Origin of the sequence: Leptospira adleri (assembly GCF_002811985.1) — a bacterium.
In the GTDB taxonomy this organism is placed as follows: Bacteria; Spirochaetota; Leptospiria; order Leptospirales; family Leptospiraceae; genus Leptospira; species Leptospira adleri.
In genome coordinates this window covers 128,650-147,386 of the sequence record NZ_NPDU01000002.1, presented here as the reverse complement: position 1 = coordinate 147,386, position 18,737 = coordinate 128,650, and the positions used below count along the sequence as shown (strand labels likewise).

The window sequence follows — 18,737 nt, the reverse complement described above, 5'->3', positions numbered from 1 at the left end:
TTCTACTCTCTATAAAGAAGCGCCGTGATCATATAACCCGTAAAGATCACCATCAAAAAGGAAGTTACTACGGATTCCCTGGTCGCGCGTCCGACCCCGATCGCGCCTCCCGACGTTCTAAGTCCGTGGGAACAGGAAATCGAAGAGACGATGACTCCGAAGATAAATCCTTTGAGAATTCCCACATACAAATCCTTGAGTCCAGGGATGGACGCGATTCGATCAAAGACGTCCCTAAAATAAGTGAAGTAATCGATTCCGAGTTGGAAATATCCGACGATCGCGCCTCCGATAATTCCCAGTATCGTGGAATAAATACAAAGGACCGGTACCATTACGGAAAAACCGAGGATTCTCGGAAAGATCAAATAACGCACCGGATCGATGGACATCACTTCCAACGCGTCGATTTCTTCGGAGACTTTCATCGTTCCGATCTCGGCGGCCATTGCGGATCCGATCGACGCGGAAAGAATCAAAGCGGTCATAAAGGGAGACATCTCCCTAGTCAAAGTGATCGTCATCAAAAGACCGATTTGTCCTTCCGCTCCGAAGTCTTTTAATCCGAGTCCGGTGTTAAGCGACATGATCATTCCAGTAAAAACGGCGACGATCGATACGACTGAGATGCTTCCGACTCCTGTGATATACATCTGATCCAGGATTTCCTTTCTTTTGAAAAAGCTGTAGGGAAGGTTTAGAATACTCTCATATACAAGGAGAATGGTAAACCCGCTCGCGTAAAAGAATTCGGTGGATCTGGATTTTAATTTTTCGATCATATTTTGATAAACCAGAGCAGTTGTAGATTCCGATTCGATTCGATTCTTTCATAACCGATGAGACCGTAAAGGAATTTCCAGGACGTTTTTTCGGGCGTCAGCGAAAGTTCCAATACGAACGGAATACTAGCGTGAAATTCGGTTTCAGTCCATCTCTGAGAATAGGCCCGCATCAAAACCGAGAATCTTTTTTCTCCGTTGGAAAGTTTTTGATATTCCACGAGGGACCAAAGCGGATCCCAGATCCGATCCACGACTTCGGACTTGATCGGAAAAAGGGATAACAGATTCCAGGCTACGTTTCCCTCTCTGTCTTTTTGGTATTTAAAAAAAGGCCAGACTTTGAGATAACGTTCGTCCCGATCCCACTGAACATAACGTCTTCTCGAATTGAAAAAAAACGGAATCAAAAACGTGTCGTCCGATTGGATATGATACGTGTCGGATTGAAGGTGAAAGTAGAACGGACTTACGAAAGTAGTTTCTTTGGAAGCGAAGCGGTAGTTCCCGTAAAAGGGAAAAAGTATTAGCTTTTTATAATCCTCGTCCTGGTTGCTTCCGTATTGGATAAAAAAGAATAGCGCGTTGAAATCCTTTTCACCCGTTCGATTGTCGTATCCGTATCCGATAAACGATCCCAAAAGCGGAAGAATGAAAAACCCGCGCGATTTCATGTTGCCTGCTTCCGAGTCCTTGAATCCGAAAAACGGAAAGAAGATCGCATAACGCACCGGTTCTTTTTTGTCCTGATAGGTTGTTCCCCACTGAAAGAAAGGCCAGAGAAAGGAATAACGTTCGTATTTGCCGCGGTGGATCTTTTTGGAGAAGAGAGGAAAAATTCTGAATTCTTCTCTCGTTTCCGAAGAACCGTAAAGAAAGATCGGCCATAAGATTCCGGTCGCTTCGTAGTCTTTGTATTTCCAATTGGAGTAGAGCGGGAAAAGCGCGAAACTGAGTTCGGAATAGGAAACCTTGTTTCGCATTCTTCCTAAGAACGGGAAGAAGCCGAAATACTTTTCTCTCGCAGTATCGCCCGATCCCCAAAATAAAAGCGGACTTAAGACGTCCGAATCTTCTCCCGTGTCCTCGTGCAACTGAGAAGTTCCCGTGATAAAAAAGAGAAAGGTCCAGACTTTCCAATATTTGGTTTCTTCGCTGTAATAGACAGGATAAAGGACGGTCTGAAAACGATACGCGGACTTTTCCTCTTTGTAACTCGAATAAAAAGGACGGAAGATGATTTCGGATTCTCCCGCTCTGATTTCCTTCTGATACAAAAACCAAAACTGATCATACTCCGATTTGAATTCTCCGATCGGCTTGGAAGGATATTCCGAAAAGATGTTTTCAGAGGAGAAGAGAAGAATTAGGATGCAAAAGATTCTAAACTTCTTCCCGAAGTTCGAACCGAACCCATTTTTTTTGGAGAAATTTTTTTGGCTAAGATCGCAGTCTTTTTTGGTGGCAGTTCTACGGAACACAGTATCTCGATTCGAACCGGATGTTTTATTTGTAAGACTCTGCATACGATGGGACATTCGGTCAAACCCATTCTCTTAACCAAGGACGGAGGTTGGGTCGTTCCTTTAGATTATCGGATGGAGATTCCATTTGAGTCAGTCAATTCTCCGGATTCTTTTTTGGAAGAATTTGAAAAAAGGAACGGCGTAAAAAAATCTCCGATTCTTCCGAGCCTCGACGCGGAGATCGTCTTTTTAGGACTTCACGGCGGAAAGGGCGAGGACGGTTCGATTCAGGGGTTCTTGAGCGTATTAGGAATTCCATATACCGGGTCGGGTGTGACCGCCTCGGCGATCGCTATGGATAAGACCCGGGCGAATCAGATTTTCCTGCACGGAGGACAGAAAGTCGCTCCGTTTTTTGAGATTCGCAAATCGGAATACGAAACTTCTCCTGCCGCCGCCGTTTCCAAGCTCGCGAGTCTCGGGTTTCCCCAGTTTCTCAAACCGGTCGAAGGAGGCTCCAGCGTTTCCACGCATAAGATCGGCGATTCTTCCCAACTCGAAACCCATTTGGCAACCATGTTTCAAACCGATACCAAGGTGATGAGTCAGGCCTTTCTTGCAGGAACCGAAGTTTCGTGCGGTGTTTTGGAACGTTATCGAAACGGAGAATTACAAACGATCGCGTTACCCGCAACCGAGATCGTTCCAGGCGGAGAATTTTTCGACTTCGAGTCCAAATACAAGTCGGGAGGTTCTAAAGAAATCACTCCCGCGAGAATTTCGGACGATCAGATGAAACGTGTAAAGGAACTCGCGGTTTCCGCGCACAGATCTTTGGGTTGCAGAGGTTATTCTCGAACCGATTTTATCATCGCAAACGGCGAACCTCATATCTTGGAAACGAACACGTTACCCGGAATGACGGAGACGAGTCTCATTCCGCAGCAAGCCGCCGCGGCAAAAATTCCGATGGAAGAAGTTTTCTCCGATCTCATAGAAATCGGTCTGAAACATTCCCTTTCTTAAGAGATTACAAAAAGCGCAAGTTTGGAAAAGAAGTTGGGTCTGAATTTCACACGGCTTAGATCTCGGAAGTAGGCCCGGTCTTCGATCTTAAATTTTTGGATCTCGCAGAATTCTATAAAGTCCAGGACTGAAAGAAAGTGAAGATTCGGCGTGTTGAACCAGCGATAGGGAAGAAGATCCGTCACGGGAGTTTTTCCCGTCGTCAAAATCGTCCAGCGAACGTTCCAGTGACCGAAGTTAGGAAACGCGACGATGACTTTTTTTCCGATCCGTAAGGATTCTTTCAAAATCTCTCCCGGGTTTCTCGTTTCCTGAATCGTCTGGTTGAGAATCACAAAGTCAAAACGTTTGTCCTGATGATGCTCGAGTCCTTCGTCGATATCGCCGTGATGAACATAGACCCCGCGTTGGATACATTCCACGATGCAGTCTTCGTCTTTTTCGATTCCTTGTCCGCGGATTCCTTTTTCCTTGAGGAGATAGAGGAGCGTTCCGTTCCCACAACCGAGATCCAAAACTCTCGAACCGGAAGGAATTAGATTGAGAATGTAGGCAAAGTCCGGTCTTTCTTTGAGAGTGAGATCGACGGATGTTTTTTTTTCCAGTGGAGTCATGATCGGATCAGTTCGAACCTTCTAAAAATCCTTTTAAGATTTCGATTTGTTTCGTATTTTTGAGAAGAAACGAATCGTGTCCTTCTCCGGATTGCAGTTCCAAATAAAAAACCCTTTTGTCCGCCGCTTCGAGAGACTTTACGATTTCTCTGGATTGAGCCGGCGGATACAACCAATCCGAACTGTAAGAGACGACTAAAAATCTGCAAGTCGCCGGGGCAAGAGCTGCGGTCAATTCTTTGCCCTTTCCGAGACTGTAGTGGTCGAGAGCCTTGGTCACGTAGATATAAGAATTCGCGTCGAAACGATCCACAAAACTTTCGCCCTGATAGATGAGATAACTTCCCACGGCGAAGTCTGTGGAAAGAATGTTTCCGCGAGGCGGGTTTCTGCCGAACTTTTCTCTCATCTTGTCATCGGAAAGATAGGTGATATGTCCTACCATTCTTGCGAGCGCCAAACCCTTGCGCGGAGAATTTTCGTCGTAGAGGCCGTTGTTCCAATTCGGATCGGAGACGATAGCCTGTCTTCCCACTTCGTTGAAGGCGATCTGCATCGCGGAGTGTTCCGCAGTCGAAGCCATCACGATGCAATTGAAAAGAGAATCCGGATAAGCGATGCTCCATTCCAAGGCTTGCATACCACCCATAGAACCTCCGGCGACGCAGAGGAGTTTGTTGATTCCTAAGGATTCCACCAAAAGTTTCTGAGCGCGCACCATGTCCTGGATCGAAACGAAAGGAAAACGGGAGCCGTAGGGCGTGCCGGATTCCGGATGAATCGAAAGAGGACCCGAAGAACCTTTGCAACCGCCGATGACGTTGGAGCAGACGACGAAGTATTGATCGGTATCGAAAGACTTTCCCGGCCCGATATAGTCGTCCCACCATCCGGGTTTTTTATCGGAAGAAGAATTATAGCCCGCGGCGTGTGCGTCTCCCGAGAGGGCGTGACAGATCAGAATAGCGTTGTCTTTGGAAGGAGAAAGTCGTCCGTATGTTTCGTAGGCGATCGTGACGGGAGATAAAACGGATCCGTTGTTCAAAGGAAGTTCTTTGAACTCCGCAAATTTTGTTTCTACAATTCCGATCGATCCCGAGTCATTCATACAATTTGATAGCCACTTTCCTTTCCACCGGATAACTTTTCAGTTACTTTCTTGGACCGGCTTCGAAAAGAAAAGTGGCTTCCATGGCTAAAAAAGTTCGATTCCCTTCGGATCAAACTTTCTTCAGAGCTTCTTCCAAATCGAAAAGAATATCGTCGATGTTTTCAAGACCTACGGAAAGACGAACGAAGTCCGGAGTCACACCCGCTGAAAGTTGTTCTTCCGGAGTCAACTGTTGGTGAGTCGTGGAAGCCGGATGGATCGCGAGCGATTTTGCGTCTCCTACGTTTGCGAGTAAGGAGAATAATTCCAGACCGTCGATGAACTTCTTCGCTTCCGAGACTCCGCCTTTGACGCCGAATCCCAAGATCGCACCGTAGAGATCTCTCTTGTGATATTTTTTCGCAAGAGCGTAGTTCTTGTCGGTTTTCAAACCCGGGTAGTTGACCCAAGATACTTTCGGGTGTTTGCTCAGATATTCGGCGACGGCCAAGGCGTTTTCGGAATGTTTGCGGAGTCTAAGCGGAAGGGTTTCCACGCCTTGTATGATCTGCCAAGCGTTGAAAGGAGAAATGGCCGCGCCGGTGTCTCTTAAACCTTGCACTCTCGCTTTGATGATGTAAGCGATATTGACTCCGCCGAACGGTTCGAATTTTCCGAAGACGTCCCAGAACTTCAGTCCGTGATAACTCGGATCCGGCTCGGTAAAATTCTTAAACTTCCCGTTGCCCCAGTTGAACTTACCGGAATCGATGATGATACCTCCGATCGAAGTTCCATGACCGCCCAAAAATTTGGTAAGAGAGTGAACTACGATATCGGCTCCGTGTTCGATCGGGTTCACCAGATACGGAGAAGGGAGGGTATTATCTACGATAAAAGGAACCCCGGATTCGTGGGCGACTTTGGCGATGGCTTCCAGATCCAGTGTATCTAACTTTGGATTTCCGAGGGTTTCCGCGTAAAAGGCTCTGGTCTTGTCGTTGACCGCCTTTCTGAAATTTTCGGGATTGGAAGGATCCACAAAGTGAACCTTGATTCCCAGTTTCGGGAAAGTATAATGAAGAAGATTGTAGGTCCCGCCGTAAAGAGAAGCGGATGCGACGATCTCTTGGCCGGCTTCTACTATATTCAAAAGGGCTAAAGTTTCCGCTGCTTGACCGGACGCCGTCGCAAGCGCCGCGACTCCGCCTTCCAAAGCTGCGACCCGTTGTTCTAAAACGTCCGTGGTCGGATTCATCAGTCTTGTGTAAATATTACCGAATTCTTGCAGGCCGAAAAGTCTTGCGGCGTGATCTGTGTCCTTAAAAACGTAAGAAGTCGTTTGGTAGAGGGGAACGGCTCTGGAAGTCGTAGTTGGATCAGGTGATTGGCCCCCGTGGAGCGCGATGGTTTCTGGTTTATAATTTCTAGGCATAGAATCTAGTTCTCCTTTTTTTGAATCCTGGAAACTATATAGAATATGTCAAACAAAAATCTGTTATATTAAACTAAAAATCTGCTTACACGAATGGATTTGTCAAAAAATTTCCATTGCATTTTCTGCGGGTTCTGATTCTATTCTTCCTCTGATGCCAATTCATCGGATAATTTCCGCAATTTCAGCGGTTATAGATTCAGAAACTGGCACAATACGAACCGATAATGGTGTAGGAACCTTGACGGAGAGAATTTAACGAAGTTCCCCTTGGAATTTTCAATGGATAACTGATCCAACTATGATCAAACGCTCGAAATACTTCTTTTTATTTCTTTTTTTATTCTTAGTCACCGTTTCAGGGATCTTCTCACAGGGAACGCAGCTCTGGACCCCGCCAGGAAGGCAGTATATGCACCCGACGGATCCATTCACCTACGATATGGGGATCAACCGATACAATAAGGATTACTACCTCTATGTTGCCCCAACGGCGAATTTTAACTTCGGCGGGGATTTTGGAGCCTCTCTAACGGTTCCCCTGAACTTTCTTCTCTACGACGTCGAACCCAAGCAGGAAAATTCCAAGATCGGAAAGCTCCGCTCTTTCGATTACAACGAAAAGAGCGATTACCTTCGTTTGATCAACAATATCTGGTTCGGTCAGTTTGGGAAATATACTCCCGGAGAAATCACGTATTCCGCTTATTTGGGGAAGATGTTCGACGGTTATATCGGTCACGGAACGATTGTAAACCGTTATATCAACAATCAGAGATTGGACGTCTACAACGTCGGTCTTCAGGCGGATATGAACAGCGACTTCGGAGGAGTTCAGGTTTTTTCAAACTCGATCTACACTCGGGAGGTGAGTTCCGCACGCGTATATATCCGGCCGATCGCCGCCGGATTCAAACTTTTCGACATCATCACCGGCAGATCCAAAACCTTCGCGATGTTGACCGTCGGGCAGGGAAACGTAGCGGACGAGGCGGGGAGAAAAAAGGTCTATGAAGAAGTGGGAGCCGAAGAGAAAGAATCCTACCGCGCTTTGATCGAAGACCAAAAGACGAAGGAAAAAAAAGAAGAAATGATTCCCGCGGATAAAAAACCGGAGAAGAATCAGAATCTAAAAGAACTATTCAATCAGGATAATTTCGCAAATCGTTTTGCGATCGGTTATACGACCGCATTCGACAACAAAGCTCCTACCGAACTGAAATTCGATACGACTGGAAAACTCAGAGTGGACGACAACGACAATCCTCTCGTAAAGTCCGTCGAAAAACTTACGATTTCCGGTTACGACTTCGAATACAAACTTCTGAGCGCCAAATACATAGAGCTCACGCCTTATTACGACGTGAATAAAATCAAACAGATCGACGGCGCTCATGGAACTCACTACGGTGCCGTTCTTCGTTTGGGCGGGAAAGACGTCTATGTGCAGATCAAACCGGAATATAGAAACATGACGTCGAATTATATTCCTATGTATTTCGACAGTTTTTACGAATTGGAAAGATATCAGAGCAATCTACAGAGCAACATTCCTCAGACAAAACTGGAAGCCGCGAAACTAAAGGATCCGGACGGACCGAAGGTAAAAGGATATTATACGACAGTCCTATTTAATTTTTATAAGATCGCGTTGGAAGGAAACTACGAGAACTATTCCGGACCGAATAACTCAAGGGTGTTCGTGGGAGTTTATCTTCCGATCGGAAGTCTGGTTCTTTTGAACGGCTATTATATGAAGAAGGGCTTCGACGAAAATAAGGAAGCCTTTAAGTTGGACGATCGTTCTCAAGGAGCTCTTGAACTCGCGATCAATCTCGGATTTGCAGCGGTTCGTCTTCAAAACGTAAGAAAATGGGTTTATGATACTTCTTCGAATCAGTATGTAGCTCAGGACGAACAGAAGGTGTTGTTTTCGAGCAATCTGACTTTTTAAAAAAGGGAAACCTCTTCCAAACGCGACAATAAAAAGGCTACCGCCGTTTCCGTTCGGAGCACTCGACTGGAAACCGTGACGTTTTCAAATCCGTATTTCTGGAAGAGTTCGACTTCCTTTTTTACGAAGCCGCTTTCCGGTCCGATCGCCGCCAAAATTCCAAAATTGGAATATTCAAAATTTTTGTTTTTCCGATTTTCGAAAATCCGAACGATCGATTTTCCCTTTCGATCGAGTAGAAATCGAAAGGGAAAGTTCCCGTTTTTTTCCGTTTCCAAAAGGATCGTTTCCGGGCGATTCTGAAAATCCAAATGAACCTTGGGAAGAAAAATGTTCGTTCCTTGTTCCATTCCTTCCCAAAGCTCTTTCTCCATTTCCTCCGATTTCCAAACGGGGGAGGTGAGATAATCCTTTCTGGAATTTTTAGAAAGAAAAAAACGAATCTCTGAGACTCCCCAGGTTCCTGAGAGTTCTAAAATTTTTCGAACCGTGGGAGGACGATTCACTGCGAGCAGAATTCGCACTTCCGGAAAACGGCGTTTCGGCTTTAAGATAGGTTTGTAAGTTCCTACGATTTCGTGCGAGTTGGATTCTTCGATCAGCCATTGTCCGAGGCTTTGATTTACGATTCCGGCCTTGATTCGATCGCCGATCCGCTTTTTGAGAATTTCCGATATGTGTTTTATTTTGATCGGGTCGGTGATACGGAAACGGTTAGAGTTCGCGATTCTCCATTCTTCTTTGCAAATGAGCAGATTCACTGATGCAAATAAGAATCAGATTTGAAACTTGGGATTCGCTTCCGGTTCGGAAGGTGGATTCGGAACGGAAGGTTCTTCGGGAACAATCTCCTGCGGTTCTTGGGAAGAATTCGGAATCGGATTTGAGTTCGGGAGATCGGTAAACGGAGAAAAAAAACAGGTTCGAACGATTCCGATCGCAAGAAGAATCAATAGTAAATTTCTGGCGAATCGTTTTCCGGGGGTTTGTCCCAGAGTTCCTAAATCCTGAAACTTCGTTTTGACGCCGGAAAAGGAATTCTTTAAATTCTCCCAAAAAGTTTCGAGAGAAGTTTTTCGATAAGGGCTGTTTGGCTTCGAGTCCGTTTCGAAATATCCGGACTTATATTGACCGGTAGAATCCGGATCGAATAGGAATGATTCATAGCACCGCGGACACCGGACGGTCAGTTTTCCCAAATCAATGGGAATCCTGAGTTCCGTCTGGCATCGGGGACAGGGGAGAATGTAACGCACTTCTTAGTAGCGGAGAGATTCCTTCAGAGCGTCTACGTTCTCTTTATAATTTTCGTTTCCTAACTGATCGTTATAATCGAAAATTTTGGTAAAGAGTCTATCAAACTGATCCAGGTGTTTGATATAAAATTCTTTTTTGAAAGAGTTGCGGATCGGGTGAGTTTTGGTGTTTTCAACGCCTGCGAGAATGTATTTTCCAACACCTTTTTCGGCAGGGGTTTCTGGACGACCATACTCCGGATAATTGTCTTTTTGAAAGAAAATTTCGATCTTATCGTTATGACCAGGCTGGCTGTTCGGTCCTCTGTCCATAACTTCGGAAATGATCTTATCTTCCAAAATCATATTATTCTTATAGATTTTTGATTTCAGTTTATTGATGTTTCTCGGAGCTTCGGTTCTTGGCTCGGGATCGTTGCTGTTCTGTCCTTCGTAATAGATTTCCATGTACTTCGCGAGAGAACCTTGAACGGTTTTGTTCAAACCTCTTTCTTCGTCGCGGATGAAATCGTATACTTCCACACGAATACAATTGTTAGCCGGATCTTCCTGGTTGAGAGCGGGGGCGCATTCGTCGTTGTTCGCTTTTCCCTTGAAAAGAACCGTTCTGAAAGGAAGAACTCGAACTTTCATTTTCATAAGAACCGTATGACGTGTGAGTCTTTGGTTCAGTTCGAATACTTTTTCATCCAGTTTCTTTTCCGTATCCAAAATGGAAGCGCCCAATTGAGCGTCCGACGGTGATTTCTGATCTGCATTGGAATTTTGCTGAGAAAATACCGCAGTTGAAATTGCTACGAGAACCACTAAAAATAGCTTTTGAAGTTTCATTTCCCCTTGTCCTTAGTAAGCGGATATTTGAATTCTTAAATTAGGTTACGCCTAATTATAGAACCCTATGTGTATTATCGGAATAATAGACTCCGGATTGAATCAATGCACGACTTTTTATTGAAAAATCAGCGATTATTTCGAAGATACGGAGCTGGTTTCCAAATACAGTTCATACGGTGGTGGGACCGGATTCAATCCTTTTTCAATGAGGTAAGAAGCCCATTTTCTTTCCACGAGATCGCAGAAATCGCGTATGGTTCTTCCTGAATGTTCTTTCAATCCTTCGGCAATCTGCATTCTTTCCTTCTCTGTCAGATGAACGGCATATGTCTCCAGAACCTTCGCCCTTTCGCCAATATCCGGCAGAGGAAAGTAGATGGTTCGATCGAATCGAGAGAGAAGCGCATGGTCTAAATCCTGTTTTCGATTGGTGGCTCCTATGGTAACGGAGTTTCTTTGGCTGCTAAAGCCGTCGATCTTGCGTAAAAGGACGGAAAGGATTTTTCGAGTCGCTTCGAACATTCCTTCTTCTCTGCTTCCGGCTAAGGAATCGATTTCATCCAAAAAGATGAGACAGGCTGGAAAAAGGGCGGCCGCGTCAAAAACGTAAGCCATGTTTTGAGCGCTTTCCCCGTAGTATTTGCTCATGATGGATTCCACCGGGACGTAGATCAGAGGAAGTCCCGTCATACAAGATACGACCCTTGCCATAGTGGTCTTTCCGACCCCCGGATCCCCTTCGAAAAGAACTGCCCGAGGTCGGATATCGGTCGGAAACTTCCGGGTGAGTTTGGAAACTTCCGCGAGAAGATCCGGATTTTTGAGAGGAAGGATGATCGATTCTAAGATCTGTTGTTTTACGCCTTCGTATCCGGCGACGTGATCAAAGGTGACCGACTTTCCGTATTTTTCCGCGACGCCCGGATCAAACACTTCCACCCCTAAGGCCGCCAATAATTCTTCCGGCTTGGCCGTTTCTGCGTTGTTTCCGGATTTTAAGAATTTAAAAAGCGAGAGTGTGGCGAAAAGTTCTTCCCTTGTAAAATCGCCTTTTTTGGTGATTTCGACTCGATTTTTCGTTCTTCCCGAGTAGAATCGAAAGCGGATCGTATCGAGAAGGTTTTTTGTTTCGAATAGATTTTCGTTTAGGGCTTGGATGCAGTAGTAGCCGGGTTCGAAGGTATGAATTCTTAGATTTTCAATATGGTTTTTGAGAATCTGGAGACAATCCAAAAGGGCCGCTTTGGAAATCGAGGAGACTTGAAATTCTATCTTCAGATCTTTTTTTTCGGAAGATACGATGGGAAGTTCCGCGGCGGAGAAACCGAGGGTGGTCAATTCCCCGTGAAGAAAACTTTTCGTTTTCGTAAAATCCACTTCGGAGAGCGTACGGTCTTCGGAAGAAGAATCTTGTGTAAAAGGGGAACTCAAGCGAATAATACCTCGTTGGAATCTGAAAATACTCTTGTAGGAATCTTGGATTCTGTCGATTTCTTTACTATCGGATTCGGTTAGGAGAAGGAAAAATGGGAGAAGGGTCACTCTCACAGGAAGACATAGACGCACTATTAACGGGCGGAGGCGGAGACGCTGCTGCCGGAGGCGGCGGAGCGAGCGGGTCCGATTTTAATCTCAGCGGGGAATTGGATTCTCTGTTGGGTGGAGGAGGAACCGGCGGCGGAGACGCTTTGGGCGGTGGAGCGGATTCTCCTTCGTTTGCGGATATTTCCGCGGCGCTCGGACCTTCGGCCCCGCCAACATCGGCTCCGAGATCACCCAACCGGCAAGCCTCTCCGTCCCAATCGACGAACTTAAATCTGCTCATGGACGTGAATCTCGCTCTCACAGTGGAGTTGGGAAGAACGAATATGTTTATCAAAGACGTAAACGGTCTGAACGAGGGAACCGTCGTTGAGCTTGATAAGAACGTAGGCGAGGACTTGGACATTCTTGCAAACGGCCGTTTGGTGGGCCGGGGGAAATTGGTTGCAATGGACGATTTTTACGGAATTCAAATCACGGAAATCGTGGATCAAAGCAGAAGGTTGTAATTTTAGAAAAATAGAATATTCTAAATCTCTGTTAGATAAAAACCCGGCTGTCTTAGGCCGGGTTTTTTATTTCGATTCGATCTCTCGCTTCAAACGTCCGATCCGAAAACTTCGCAAGTTCCGCAATCTTTCCTAAAACAAATCCTTTTGAAAATGACTTGTTCGGTTATTTTCAAAAGGATTTGAAAGCCGATTTTCGATATCTTTTCATAGAAAGCGCCGAGTTTCGATTCTTCCTGCAAAAGAAACCTTTTCGACAAAAAAGGCTCGAAGTTTTTTTGTCCGATTTCTAGTAGAATTCGGCCCAACCGGCTCTTTTACGGAAGGACCAAAAATTCTTATCCTTTGGCCGAAGGAGTATCCGTGGTTCCCAAGACCGACTTCAAGATGGATCGGAAGTTCGTAAGATTCATCGGAAGTACGATTTCCGTTTTTTTGCCGGAGATCTTTTCGAATTCTTTTATAAACTTCTGACCGATTCTGAGTTTAACCGCATCTTTTCCACCTTTTGAATTGATGGATTGTGCGAGGAGTTCGATTCCCTTTGCGGTAGCGACCGCGATCGCTTCGACTTCTTTGGCAACCCCTTCCGCTTCGTTGATCCGTTTTTGTTTTTCCCCTTCGGATTTGTTGATCGCTTCCTCTTTGAAACCGAGGGAACGGTTGATTCTTGCGTCTCTATCCCCTTCGGAAAGTGAGATCTGCGCCTTTTTTGTGATTTGAGCTTTTTTCTCCTTTTCCATCGCCTCGAGAATCGACTTTGGAGGAGTGATGTTTACGATTTCGTAACGGTTGACTTTGATTCCCCAGGACTCGGTGGCTAAGTCCAACACTTCGAGAATTTTGCTGTTGATCGCGTCTCTCGTTTCAAACGTAACATCCAGATCCATCGTTCCGATGATCGCGCGCATCGTGGTTTGCGCCAATTGAGAGGAAGCGAATTGATAGTCGTTGATCCCGTAACTTGCCTTGTGCGGATCCAAAACTTTCAGATATAGAATTCCGTCCATCTCCACTTTTACGTTGTCTTTGGTGATACAGGTTTGCGGAGGAACGTCGGTCGCCTGTTCTTTCAGAGTGTGATAGTAGGCGTCTCTTTCGATAAAAGGCCAGAGAAGATGAAGACCCGCGTGTAAGGTCCTGCTGTATCTGCCGAATTTTTCCACGACGATACAATCCTGCGCCGAGACGATTCGGATCGAACGGTAGAGTTTATAGGCGAAGTAGATTCCGAAAAGGGTCCAGAAAATGGTGACAAACGTCGCTTGTGCGGATTGAAAAAACATCTTACTTTTCCTCCTTTCCCGTTTTGATTTCGGGAAGTTTGCCGGTGACTTTGGAAAGTCCTTCGAACACTCCGGCGATGTTTGCGAGTTCTGCGGGAAGAATCGTAGCCTTCGATTCGTTCAGGATCGTTCCAAGGCCCGTGAGATAGTCTTCCGTGATCTGCAAGTTGACCGCTTCGGAACCTCCTTCTCTTGAGATGGATTCGGCGATCATCTGGATTCCTTTCGCTTTCGCCGCGGCGATGACTTCGATCTCCAAAGCCTTACCTTCCGCTTCGTTGATCTTTTTCATCTTTTCTCCTTCGGAAACGTTGATCGCTTCTTCTCTTTCTCCGACCGAACGATTGATCCGCGAGAGTTTTTCCCCTTCCGAGATCGTGATCTCCGCGCGTTTGACTCGTTCCGCTTTCACTTGTTCTTCCATCTCGTGAAGAATTTCTTTAGGAGGAGAAATGTTTTTGATTTCGTAACGAGTGACCTTGATTCCCCAAGGATCCGTCGCTTCGTCCAAAGCGCGCACAACGTGAGAGTTGATGTCGTCCCTTTCCGCGAAAGTCTGATCCAGGATGAGTTTACCGATTTCGGAACGAAGCGTGGTTTGAGCGAGCTGTTGAGTCGCGAGCATAAAATTTTCGATCGCATAAGAAGCCTTATACGGATCCACCACTTTGAGATAAAGAATTCCGTCCACCGAAATGGAAACGTTATCCTTCGTGATGCACATCTGAGGCGGAATGTCGATTGCGATCTCTTTTAGATTTTGTCTGTATTTTACGACTTCGATGATCGGCCAAAGAAAATGAAATCCTGCTTCCAGAGCTCCTTTGAAAACTCCGACTCTTTCCACGACAAAACAATACTGTTGCGGTACGATGATAAACGTCTTCCGAATCAGATAGATCAACGCAATGAAGAGTAACGTGAATATAAATCCTGCTGTCATAAATTCTCCTTTTAGTTTTTTAATTTTAAGTTCATTCTTCCGGAAGTTCCAAGGGTTCCACGAGGAAGGTAAGATTGTCTCTGCTCAAAATTCTTGCTTGGCTTCCTTGAGGAATGCGGCTTTTTTTTGAAATCGCGTCCCATTCCACCCCTTGAAATAAAACCCTTCCTCCCTTTCTTTCCACGAGGACGTCTTTGACGACCGGAACGAGTCGTCCGATCTGATCGTCCGTTGGAACCGCGTGTTCGGTCTGAGCCGGAAAAATTTTTCGGATCGTCTGGCTGCCCACGTAAATCAGCCCGGTCGAAAGAGAAGCCCAGATTCCCAATTGCCAACCGAGGCTTAAGTCAAAAAAATACAATAGGATTCCGGTAAGAATACCGGCGGTTCCTAAAAAGGCGACGAAGGTTCCTGGAATAAAAAATTCGGCAAGAATCAGAAAGATTCCTCCGCCGATCCAGACGGTCACGGGTAGATTGGTAAGAAAATCAGGCATGAAAGACGCATTCTCCCGAGTGGAACAGATTCGTAAATTTTTTTCGGAGTTCAATCCGTTTTTTCTATTTTAAAAAAAAGGGAAAGGATCGAAATGATCCAAGGTAATCGTATGAAAAAGAAAATTCTTCTCGTTTTGTTAACCGCATTCGTTTTGCTCCAATTTCTCCCGCTGACCGCGCCGAGCGGAACCAACCCGAACGAAATCAAAGGAAACGAAGAAGTCAAAAAGATATTGAGGAAATCCTGTTACGATTGTCACTCCGATCTGACGGTTTGGCCTTGGTACACAAAATTGTTTCCGGTCAACGTCTATCTCTATCATCACGTGGAAGAAGGAAAAGCGGAATTGAATTTTTCGGAATGGGAAACCTTGAGCAAGAAGGACAAGGCGAAAAAAGGCGATGAAATTCTGGAAGCGCTTGAGGAAGGAGAAATGCCGCTTGGGGATTATATTCTTCTTCATCCGAACGCGAAAATATCGAAGGAAGAGCTGGAAGTTTTGAAAAACTGGATCCAAGGTTTGGAAGAAGACTTCCAGAAAGAACCGTAAAAAATAAACTGACGAAGTTCTTATGACTCAAAATGAAAAAAAACTCTGGGGCGGAAGGTTTCAAGAGAAAGCGTCTTCGATTTTGGAAAGAATCGGAGAATCCGTCTCCTTCGATCATAAACTCTACAAAGAAGACATCCAGGGAAGCGTCGCGCACGCGAGAATGCTCCAAAAAATCGGAATTCTAAACAAGGGAGAATTGACGCAGATCGAAACCTCGCTCTCACAGATCCGCAAAGAGCTGGAGGAAGGAAAACTCGAATTCAGATCGGAACTCGAGGATATCCACATGCACATCGAATCCCGTCTTACCGAATTGATCGGCGAGACCGGAAAAAAATTACACACCGCTCGTTCCAGAAACGATCAAGTGACTCAGGACGTAAGACTTTTTATTCTCAATCAGGGAAAGGAAATTCTAAGATCGATCGTAAACTTGAGAAAGTCTCTCTATGAAAAAGCGAAACTCAGTTTAGACGTGATCATTCCCGGTTATACGCATCTGCAAGTCGCTCAACCGATTCGTGCGTCACAGTACTTGCTTTCCTGGTTTTGGGCCTTGGAAAGAGATCAGGAATTTTTTCGTTTTGCCCTTGAGTCTTCGAGCGAACTCGCTCTCGGTTCTGGAGCGATGGCGGGGGTCAATTATCCGACCGATCGCGAATTCCTAAAAAAAGAATTGGGGCTCGCAAAAATTTCGCATAACTCCATGGACGGGGTCGCAAGCCGGGATCATATTCTACAATTCTTATTTGCCGCGAGTCAGTTGATGATTCACGCTTCTCGGATCTGCGAGGACATCATTCTTTATTCTTCTCAAGAATTCGGAATTCTAAAATTACCGGATTCCTTGACGACGGGTTCCTCCATCATGCCTCAAAAGAAGAATCCGGACATAGCCGAACTCATCCGCGGAAAATCGGGAAGGGTAGTAGGAAATCTAAATCATATTTTGGTTTTGTTGAAAGGTCTTCCTTCTACATACAATCGGGATCTGCAGGAAGATAAACTCGCGCTTTTCGATTCGATCGAAACCGTACAGATCAGTTTGGAAGGAATTCAAGCGATGGTCGAAGGTTGGGTCTGGGTTCCGGAACGGGCGGAGGCTTCTCTGAAAAACGGTTTCGCAACTGCGACCGATCTTGCGGATTTTTTAGTCGGACAAAAGAAAATTCCATTCCGCACGGCTCATGAACTTGTCGGATCCTTGGTCGGAATTTGCGTTGAAAAGAAAAAGACACTTTTCGATCTTCCCGAATCCGATCGAATTTCCATTTGTGAACACTTCGCGGGAAAAGAATACGAAGACGCCGTTTCTCTTTCTCTTTCCGCCGATAAAAAAATTTCCTACGGAGGAACTTCTCGGAAAAGACAGGAAGAACAATTAAAAATTGCGCTGGAATCTTTGAAGGAAGCTGAAAAATGGCAGTTATGAGAAAAATTTCCCTGATCTTAGTTTTACTTTGTTTTTTTGCCTGCAATCGAAATCCGTTTGCTGAATCCAGATATCAACCGGTCGCTTATTCTCCTTCTTCGGTGGTGGTTCCGAGACCGGATAACGCGGTCGTTCCTTTGCCGGATAAGCCCGCTATCTACGCGATCTTTCTTACAACTCAGGGAAATCTTGCGGTTGAACTTTTCGATAAGGACGCGCCCAAAACGGTTCAGAACTTTATTGATCTCGCACAGGGAGAAAAAGAATTCACGACTCGATTCGGACAAAAGGTAAAAAAACCTTTTTACGACGGACTTACGTTTCACCGAGTGATCAAGGATTTTATGATCCAAGGCGGATGTCCGAGAGGGGACGGAACCGGAGGACCGGGTTATGAATTCGACGACGAGATCAACGGTAAGTCCCTGGGTCTCGATAAGTTAAAAGCCGGAGAAGCTCCTTATTATCAGTATCAATTGCAAAGAGCGGTCGCGGGCGAACTTCAAATCAAAAGCAGGGAAGAAGCGGAATCGAAACGCGAACAAATCGAAAAGGCTTTCGAAGACGCGAAAAAATTATCGGTCCTTGAAATTCTTTTTAGAACCGGATACAAATACAATGAGACCTTAAACTCTCACAGGGCGATCAAAGGTTCTCTTGCGATGGCAAACGCGGGACCGAACACGAACGGTTCTCAATTTTTTATCAATCAAGTGGACACTCCGCATTTGGACGGACTTCACACGGTATTCGGACAATTGGTTTCCGGAAACGACGTCGTGGACCGGATCGTAAACGCAGGAAATTCGAAAACCGTAATCAAAAAAGTTTTGATCGTAGACAAAAGAACGGCACCAACCTCGACCCCATGACGACCGAATCGGACAAAACCAAAACGGGGAGTTTTCTCCCGGTTGTAAAGGAGCTGGCGGCTTATTCCTCCGGCTCCAGCACGAATCGAATTCTCGAAAAACTTTCCACGTTTTCGGTGCAAGAGTCCGAGTGCAGGGTCGCCATCATGGAGACCAACGACGGAAAAAATCTTCCGGATCATCTCGTAGGGATTCTGAGACTTTTTCGGATCGTAAATTTCAAAAGACAGGAAGTGAATTCGTATTACGAAACCGCGATGTCCAAATACGGAGTCATCAATTCTTTGACCGCGAAAAGAAGGCCGACTGACGACGAGGCGAGGATCAAACAGGTTCTAACCGATTACATTCTAAAAATTGAATCTTATTTCGAAAAGAACGATATTGGCGACGAGGCGTTGATCAAGGAGATCAACCGGTTTTTAACGGAACTCGAATCCTTCAATTTGTTAAACGAAGACAACCTTGGTTCCTTGGTTCTTTCTGCGAAAGCGATTTCACTTTTACAACCTCCGATGGAAAAATTGATCGCGTGTTACAAGGACTACGACCAGGTCGAATCCATCCTAAAACGCCTCATTCGGATCGGTGAAATGATCATCGAGGACGCAAAAGCCCCGGGTTGAAGTAAAAAGCGGGATTTTT

General features: G+C 45.5%; 19 protein-coding genes. 7 read left to right on the top strand and 12 right to left on the bottom strand.

Translation table 11 applies throughout. From position 1 onward, the window contains the following. Window positions 1-2: 2 nt before the first annotated feature. Window positions 3-782: an MlaE family ABC transporter permease gene (locus tag CH376_RS01575; RefSeq protein WP_100783870.1), complete on the bottom strand. Its 780-nt coding sequence runs from the start codon at window positions 780-782 to the stop codon at window positions 3-5. Further along, entirely contained in the window at window positions 779-2,263 is a 1,485-nt protein-coding gene (locus CH376_RS01570) for a hypothetical protein (protein WP_165781670.1), read from the bottom strand. The genes CH376_RS01575 and CH376_RS01570 overlap by 4 nt, the downstream gene beginning before the upstream one ends. Here CH376_RS01570 and CH376_RS01565 point away from each other — a divergent pair. Continuing rightward, window positions 2,219-3,274, top strand: coding sequence for a D-alanine--D-alanine ligase (locus CH376_RS01565; protein ID WP_100783869.1), 1,056 nt, complete (start codon window positions 2,219-2,221; stop codon window positions 3,272-3,274). The genes CH376_RS01570 and CH376_RS01565 overlap by 45 nt on opposite strands. Here the strand turns inward: CH376_RS01565 and metW are convergent. The 3 genes from metW to CH376_RS01550 all read right to left on the bottom strand — a co-directional run bounded on the left by metW (window position 3,271) and on the right by CH376_RS01550 (window position 6,413). After that, entirely contained in the window at window positions 3,271-3,888 is a 618-nt protein-coding gene (gene metW / locus CH376_RS01560) for a methionine biosynthesis protein MetW (protein WP_100783868.1), read from the bottom strand. The two genes, CH376_RS01565 and metW, sit on opposite strands and share 4 nt — an antisense overlap. A gap of 7 nt (window positions 3,889-3,895) precedes the next feature. Continuing rightward, entirely contained in the window at window positions 3,896-4,996 is a 1,101-nt protein-coding gene (gene metX, locus CH376_RS01555) for a homoserine O-acetyltransferase MetX (protein WP_100783867.1), read from the bottom strand. A 112-nt stretch (window positions 4,997-5,108) separates the two neighbouring features. Then, a complete protein-coding gene (locus CH376_RS01550) occupies window positions 5,109-6,413 on the bottom strand; it encodes an O-acetylhomoserine aminocarboxypropyltransferase/cysteine synthase family protein (RefSeq protein WP_100783866.1) in 1,305 nt (434 codons plus the stop codon). Window positions 6,414-6,714: 301 nt separating this feature from the next. Between CH376_RS01550 and impL63 the strand changes: the two genes are divergently transcribed. Then, the gene (impL63, locus tag CH376_RS01545) at window positions 6,715-8,367 is read left to right on the top strand and encodes a cytoplasmic membrane protein ImpL63 (RefSeq protein ID WP_100783865.1); all 1,653 of its coding nucleotides are present in this window, start codon (window positions 6,715-6,717) and stop codon (window positions 8,365-8,367) included. Here impL63 and CH376_RS01540 read toward each other — a convergent pair. The 4 genes from CH376_RS01540 to CH376_RS01525 form a co-directional block, all read right to left on the bottom strand. Continuing rightward, entirely contained in the window at window positions 8,364-9,128 is a 765-nt protein-coding gene (locus CH376_RS01540; RefSeq protein ID WP_100783864.1) for a 16S rRNA (uracil(1498)-N(3))-methyltransferase, read from the bottom strand. The genes impL63 and CH376_RS01540 overlap by 4 nt on opposite strands. Window positions 9,129-9,143: 15 nt before the next feature. Next, window positions 9,144-9,566: a hypothetical protein gene (locus CH376_RS01535; protein ID WP_100783863.1), complete on the bottom strand. Its 423-nt coding sequence runs from the start codon at window positions 9,564-9,566 to the stop codon at window positions 9,144-9,146. Between the two features lie 60 nt (window positions 9,567-9,626). Next, window positions 9,627-10,454: a flagellar-coiling protein FcpB gene (fcpB, locus tag CH376_RS01530; RefSeq protein WP_100783862.1), complete on the bottom strand. Its 828-nt coding sequence runs from the start codon at window positions 10,452-10,454 to the stop codon at window positions 9,627-9,629. Between the two features lie 135 nt (window positions 10,455-10,589). Continuing rightward, window positions 10,590-11,894, bottom strand: a complete 1,305-nt coding sequence (locus CH376_RS01525; protein WP_420843515.1) for an AAA family ATPase — start codon at window positions 11,892-11,894, stop codon at window positions 10,590-10,592. An 89-nt stretch (window positions 11,895-11,983) separates the two neighbouring features. Between CH376_RS01525 and fliN the strand changes: the two genes are divergently transcribed. Continuing rightward, complete coding sequence (fliN, locus tag CH376_RS01520; protein WP_100783860.1) at window positions 11,984-12,508, top strand: flagellar motor switch protein FliN; 525 nt, start codon at window positions 11,984-11,986, stop codon at window positions 12,506-12,508. A 338-nt stretch (window positions 12,509-12,846) separates the two neighbouring features. On the opposite strand, the gene CH376_RS01510 is transcribed toward fliN, so the two are convergent. Genes CH376_RS01510 through CH376_RS01500 form a run of 3 tightly spaced genes read right to left on the bottom strand, consistent with a single transcriptional unit; the run spans window position 12,847 to window position 15,233 of the window. Beyond that, window positions 12,847-13,794, bottom strand: coding sequence for an SPFH domain-containing protein (locus CH376_RS01510; RefSeq protein ID WP_100783858.1), 948 nt, complete (start codon window positions 13,792-13,794; stop codon window positions 12,847-12,849). Window position 13,795: 1 nt separating this feature from the next. Next, complete coding sequence (locus CH376_RS01505; protein WP_100783857.1) at window positions 13,796-14,737, bottom strand: SPFH domain-containing protein; 942 nt, start codon at window positions 14,735-14,737, stop codon at window positions 13,796-13,798. A 31-nt stretch (window positions 14,738-14,768) separates the two neighbouring features. Continuing rightward, a complete protein-coding gene (locus CH376_RS01500) occupies window positions 14,769-15,233 on the bottom strand; it encodes an NfeD family protein (protein WP_100784073.1) in 465 nt (154 codons plus the stop codon). A gap of 111 nt (window positions 15,234-15,344) precedes the next feature. On the opposite strand from CH376_RS01500, the gene CH376_RS01495 reads away from it, so the two are divergent. The 4 genes from CH376_RS01495 to CH376_RS01480 are packed head-to-tail and all read left to right on the top strand — an operon-like array spanning window position 15,345 to window position 18,718. Further along, window positions 15,345-15,785 carry a heme-binding domain-containing protein gene (locus CH376_RS01495; protein WP_100783856.1) on the top strand — a complete coding sequence of 147 codons (441 nt, stop codon included), beginning with the start codon at window positions 15,345-15,347 and terminating at the stop codon, window positions 15,783-15,785. 22 nt (window positions 15,786-15,807) lie between these two features. Then, window positions 15,808-17,220, top strand: a complete 1,413-nt coding sequence (gene argH / locus CH376_RS01490; protein ID WP_100783855.1) for an argininosuccinate lyase — start codon at window positions 15,808-15,810, stop codon at window positions 17,218-17,220. Continuing rightward, window positions 17,217-18,092 carry a peptidylprolyl isomerase gene (locus CH376_RS01485; RefSeq protein WP_100783854.1) on the top strand — a complete coding sequence of 292 codons (876 nt, stop codon included), beginning with the start codon at window positions 17,217-17,219 and terminating at the stop codon, window positions 18,090-18,092. Before argH ends, CH376_RS01485 begins: the two co-directional genes overlap by 4 nt. Further along, a complete protein-coding gene (locus CH376_RS01480; protein ID WP_100783853.1) occupies window positions 18,089-18,718 on the top strand; it encodes a hypothetical protein in 630 nt (209 codons plus the stop codon). Before CH376_RS01485 ends, CH376_RS01480 begins: the two co-directional genes overlap by 4 nt. Window positions 18,719-18,737 lie beyond the last annotated feature (19 nt).

Bases quoted from the DNA above. Each gene is read 5' to 3' on its own strand.
- CH376_RS01575 (WP_100783870.1), bottom strand. From the start codon at position 782: ATGATCGAAAAATTAAAATCCAGATCCACCGAATTCTTTTACGCGAGC.
- metW (WP_100783868.1), bottom strand. From the start codon at position 3,888: ATGACTCCACTGGAAAAAAAAACATCCGTCGATCTCACTCTCAAAGAA.
- metX (WP_100783867.1), bottom strand. From the start codon at position 4,996: ATGAATGACTCGGGATCGATCGGAATTGTAGAAACAAAATTTGCGGAG.
- CH376_RS01550 (WP_100783866.1), bottom strand. From the start codon at position 6,413: ATGCCTAGAAATTATAAACCAGAAACCATCGCGCTCCACGGGGGCCAA.
- impL63 (WP_100783865.1), top strand. From the start codon at position 6,715: ATGATCAAACGCTCGAAATACTTCTTTTTATTTCTTTTTTTATTCTTA.
- fcpB (WP_100783862.1), bottom strand. From the start codon at position 10,454: ATGAAACTTCAAAAGCTATTTTTAGTGGTTCTCGTAGCAATTTCAACT.
- fliN (WP_100783860.1), top strand. From the start codon at position 11,984: ATGGGAGAAGGGTCACTCTCACAGGAAGACATAGACGCACTATTAACG.
- CH376_RS01510 (WP_100783858.1), bottom strand. From the start codon at position 13,794: ATGTTTTTTCAATCCGCACAAGCGACGTTTGTCACCATTTTCTGGACC.
- CH376_RS01505 (WP_100783857.1), bottom strand. From the start codon at position 14,737: ATGACAGCAGGATTTATATTCACGTTACTCTTCATTGCGTTGATCTAT.
- CH376_RS01500 (WP_100784073.1), bottom strand. From the start codon at position 15,233: ATGCCTGATTTTCTTACCAATCTACCCGTGACCGTCTGGATCGGCGGA.
- CH376_RS01495 (WP_100783856.1), top strand. From the start codon at position 15,345: ATGAAAAAGAAAATTCTTCTCGTTTTGTTAACCGCATTCGTTTTGCTC.
- argH (WP_100783855.1), top strand. From the start codon at position 15,808: ATGACTCAAAATGAAAAAAAACTCTGGGGCGGAAGGTTTCAAGAGAAA.
- CH376_RS01485 (WP_100783854.1), top strand. From the start codon at position 17,217: ATGAGAAAAATTTCCCTGATCTTAGTTTTACTTTGTTTTTTTGCCTGC.
- CH376_RS01480 (WP_100783853.1), top strand. From the start codon at position 18,089: ATGACGACCGAATCGGACAAAACCAAAACGGGGAGTTTTCTCCCGGTT.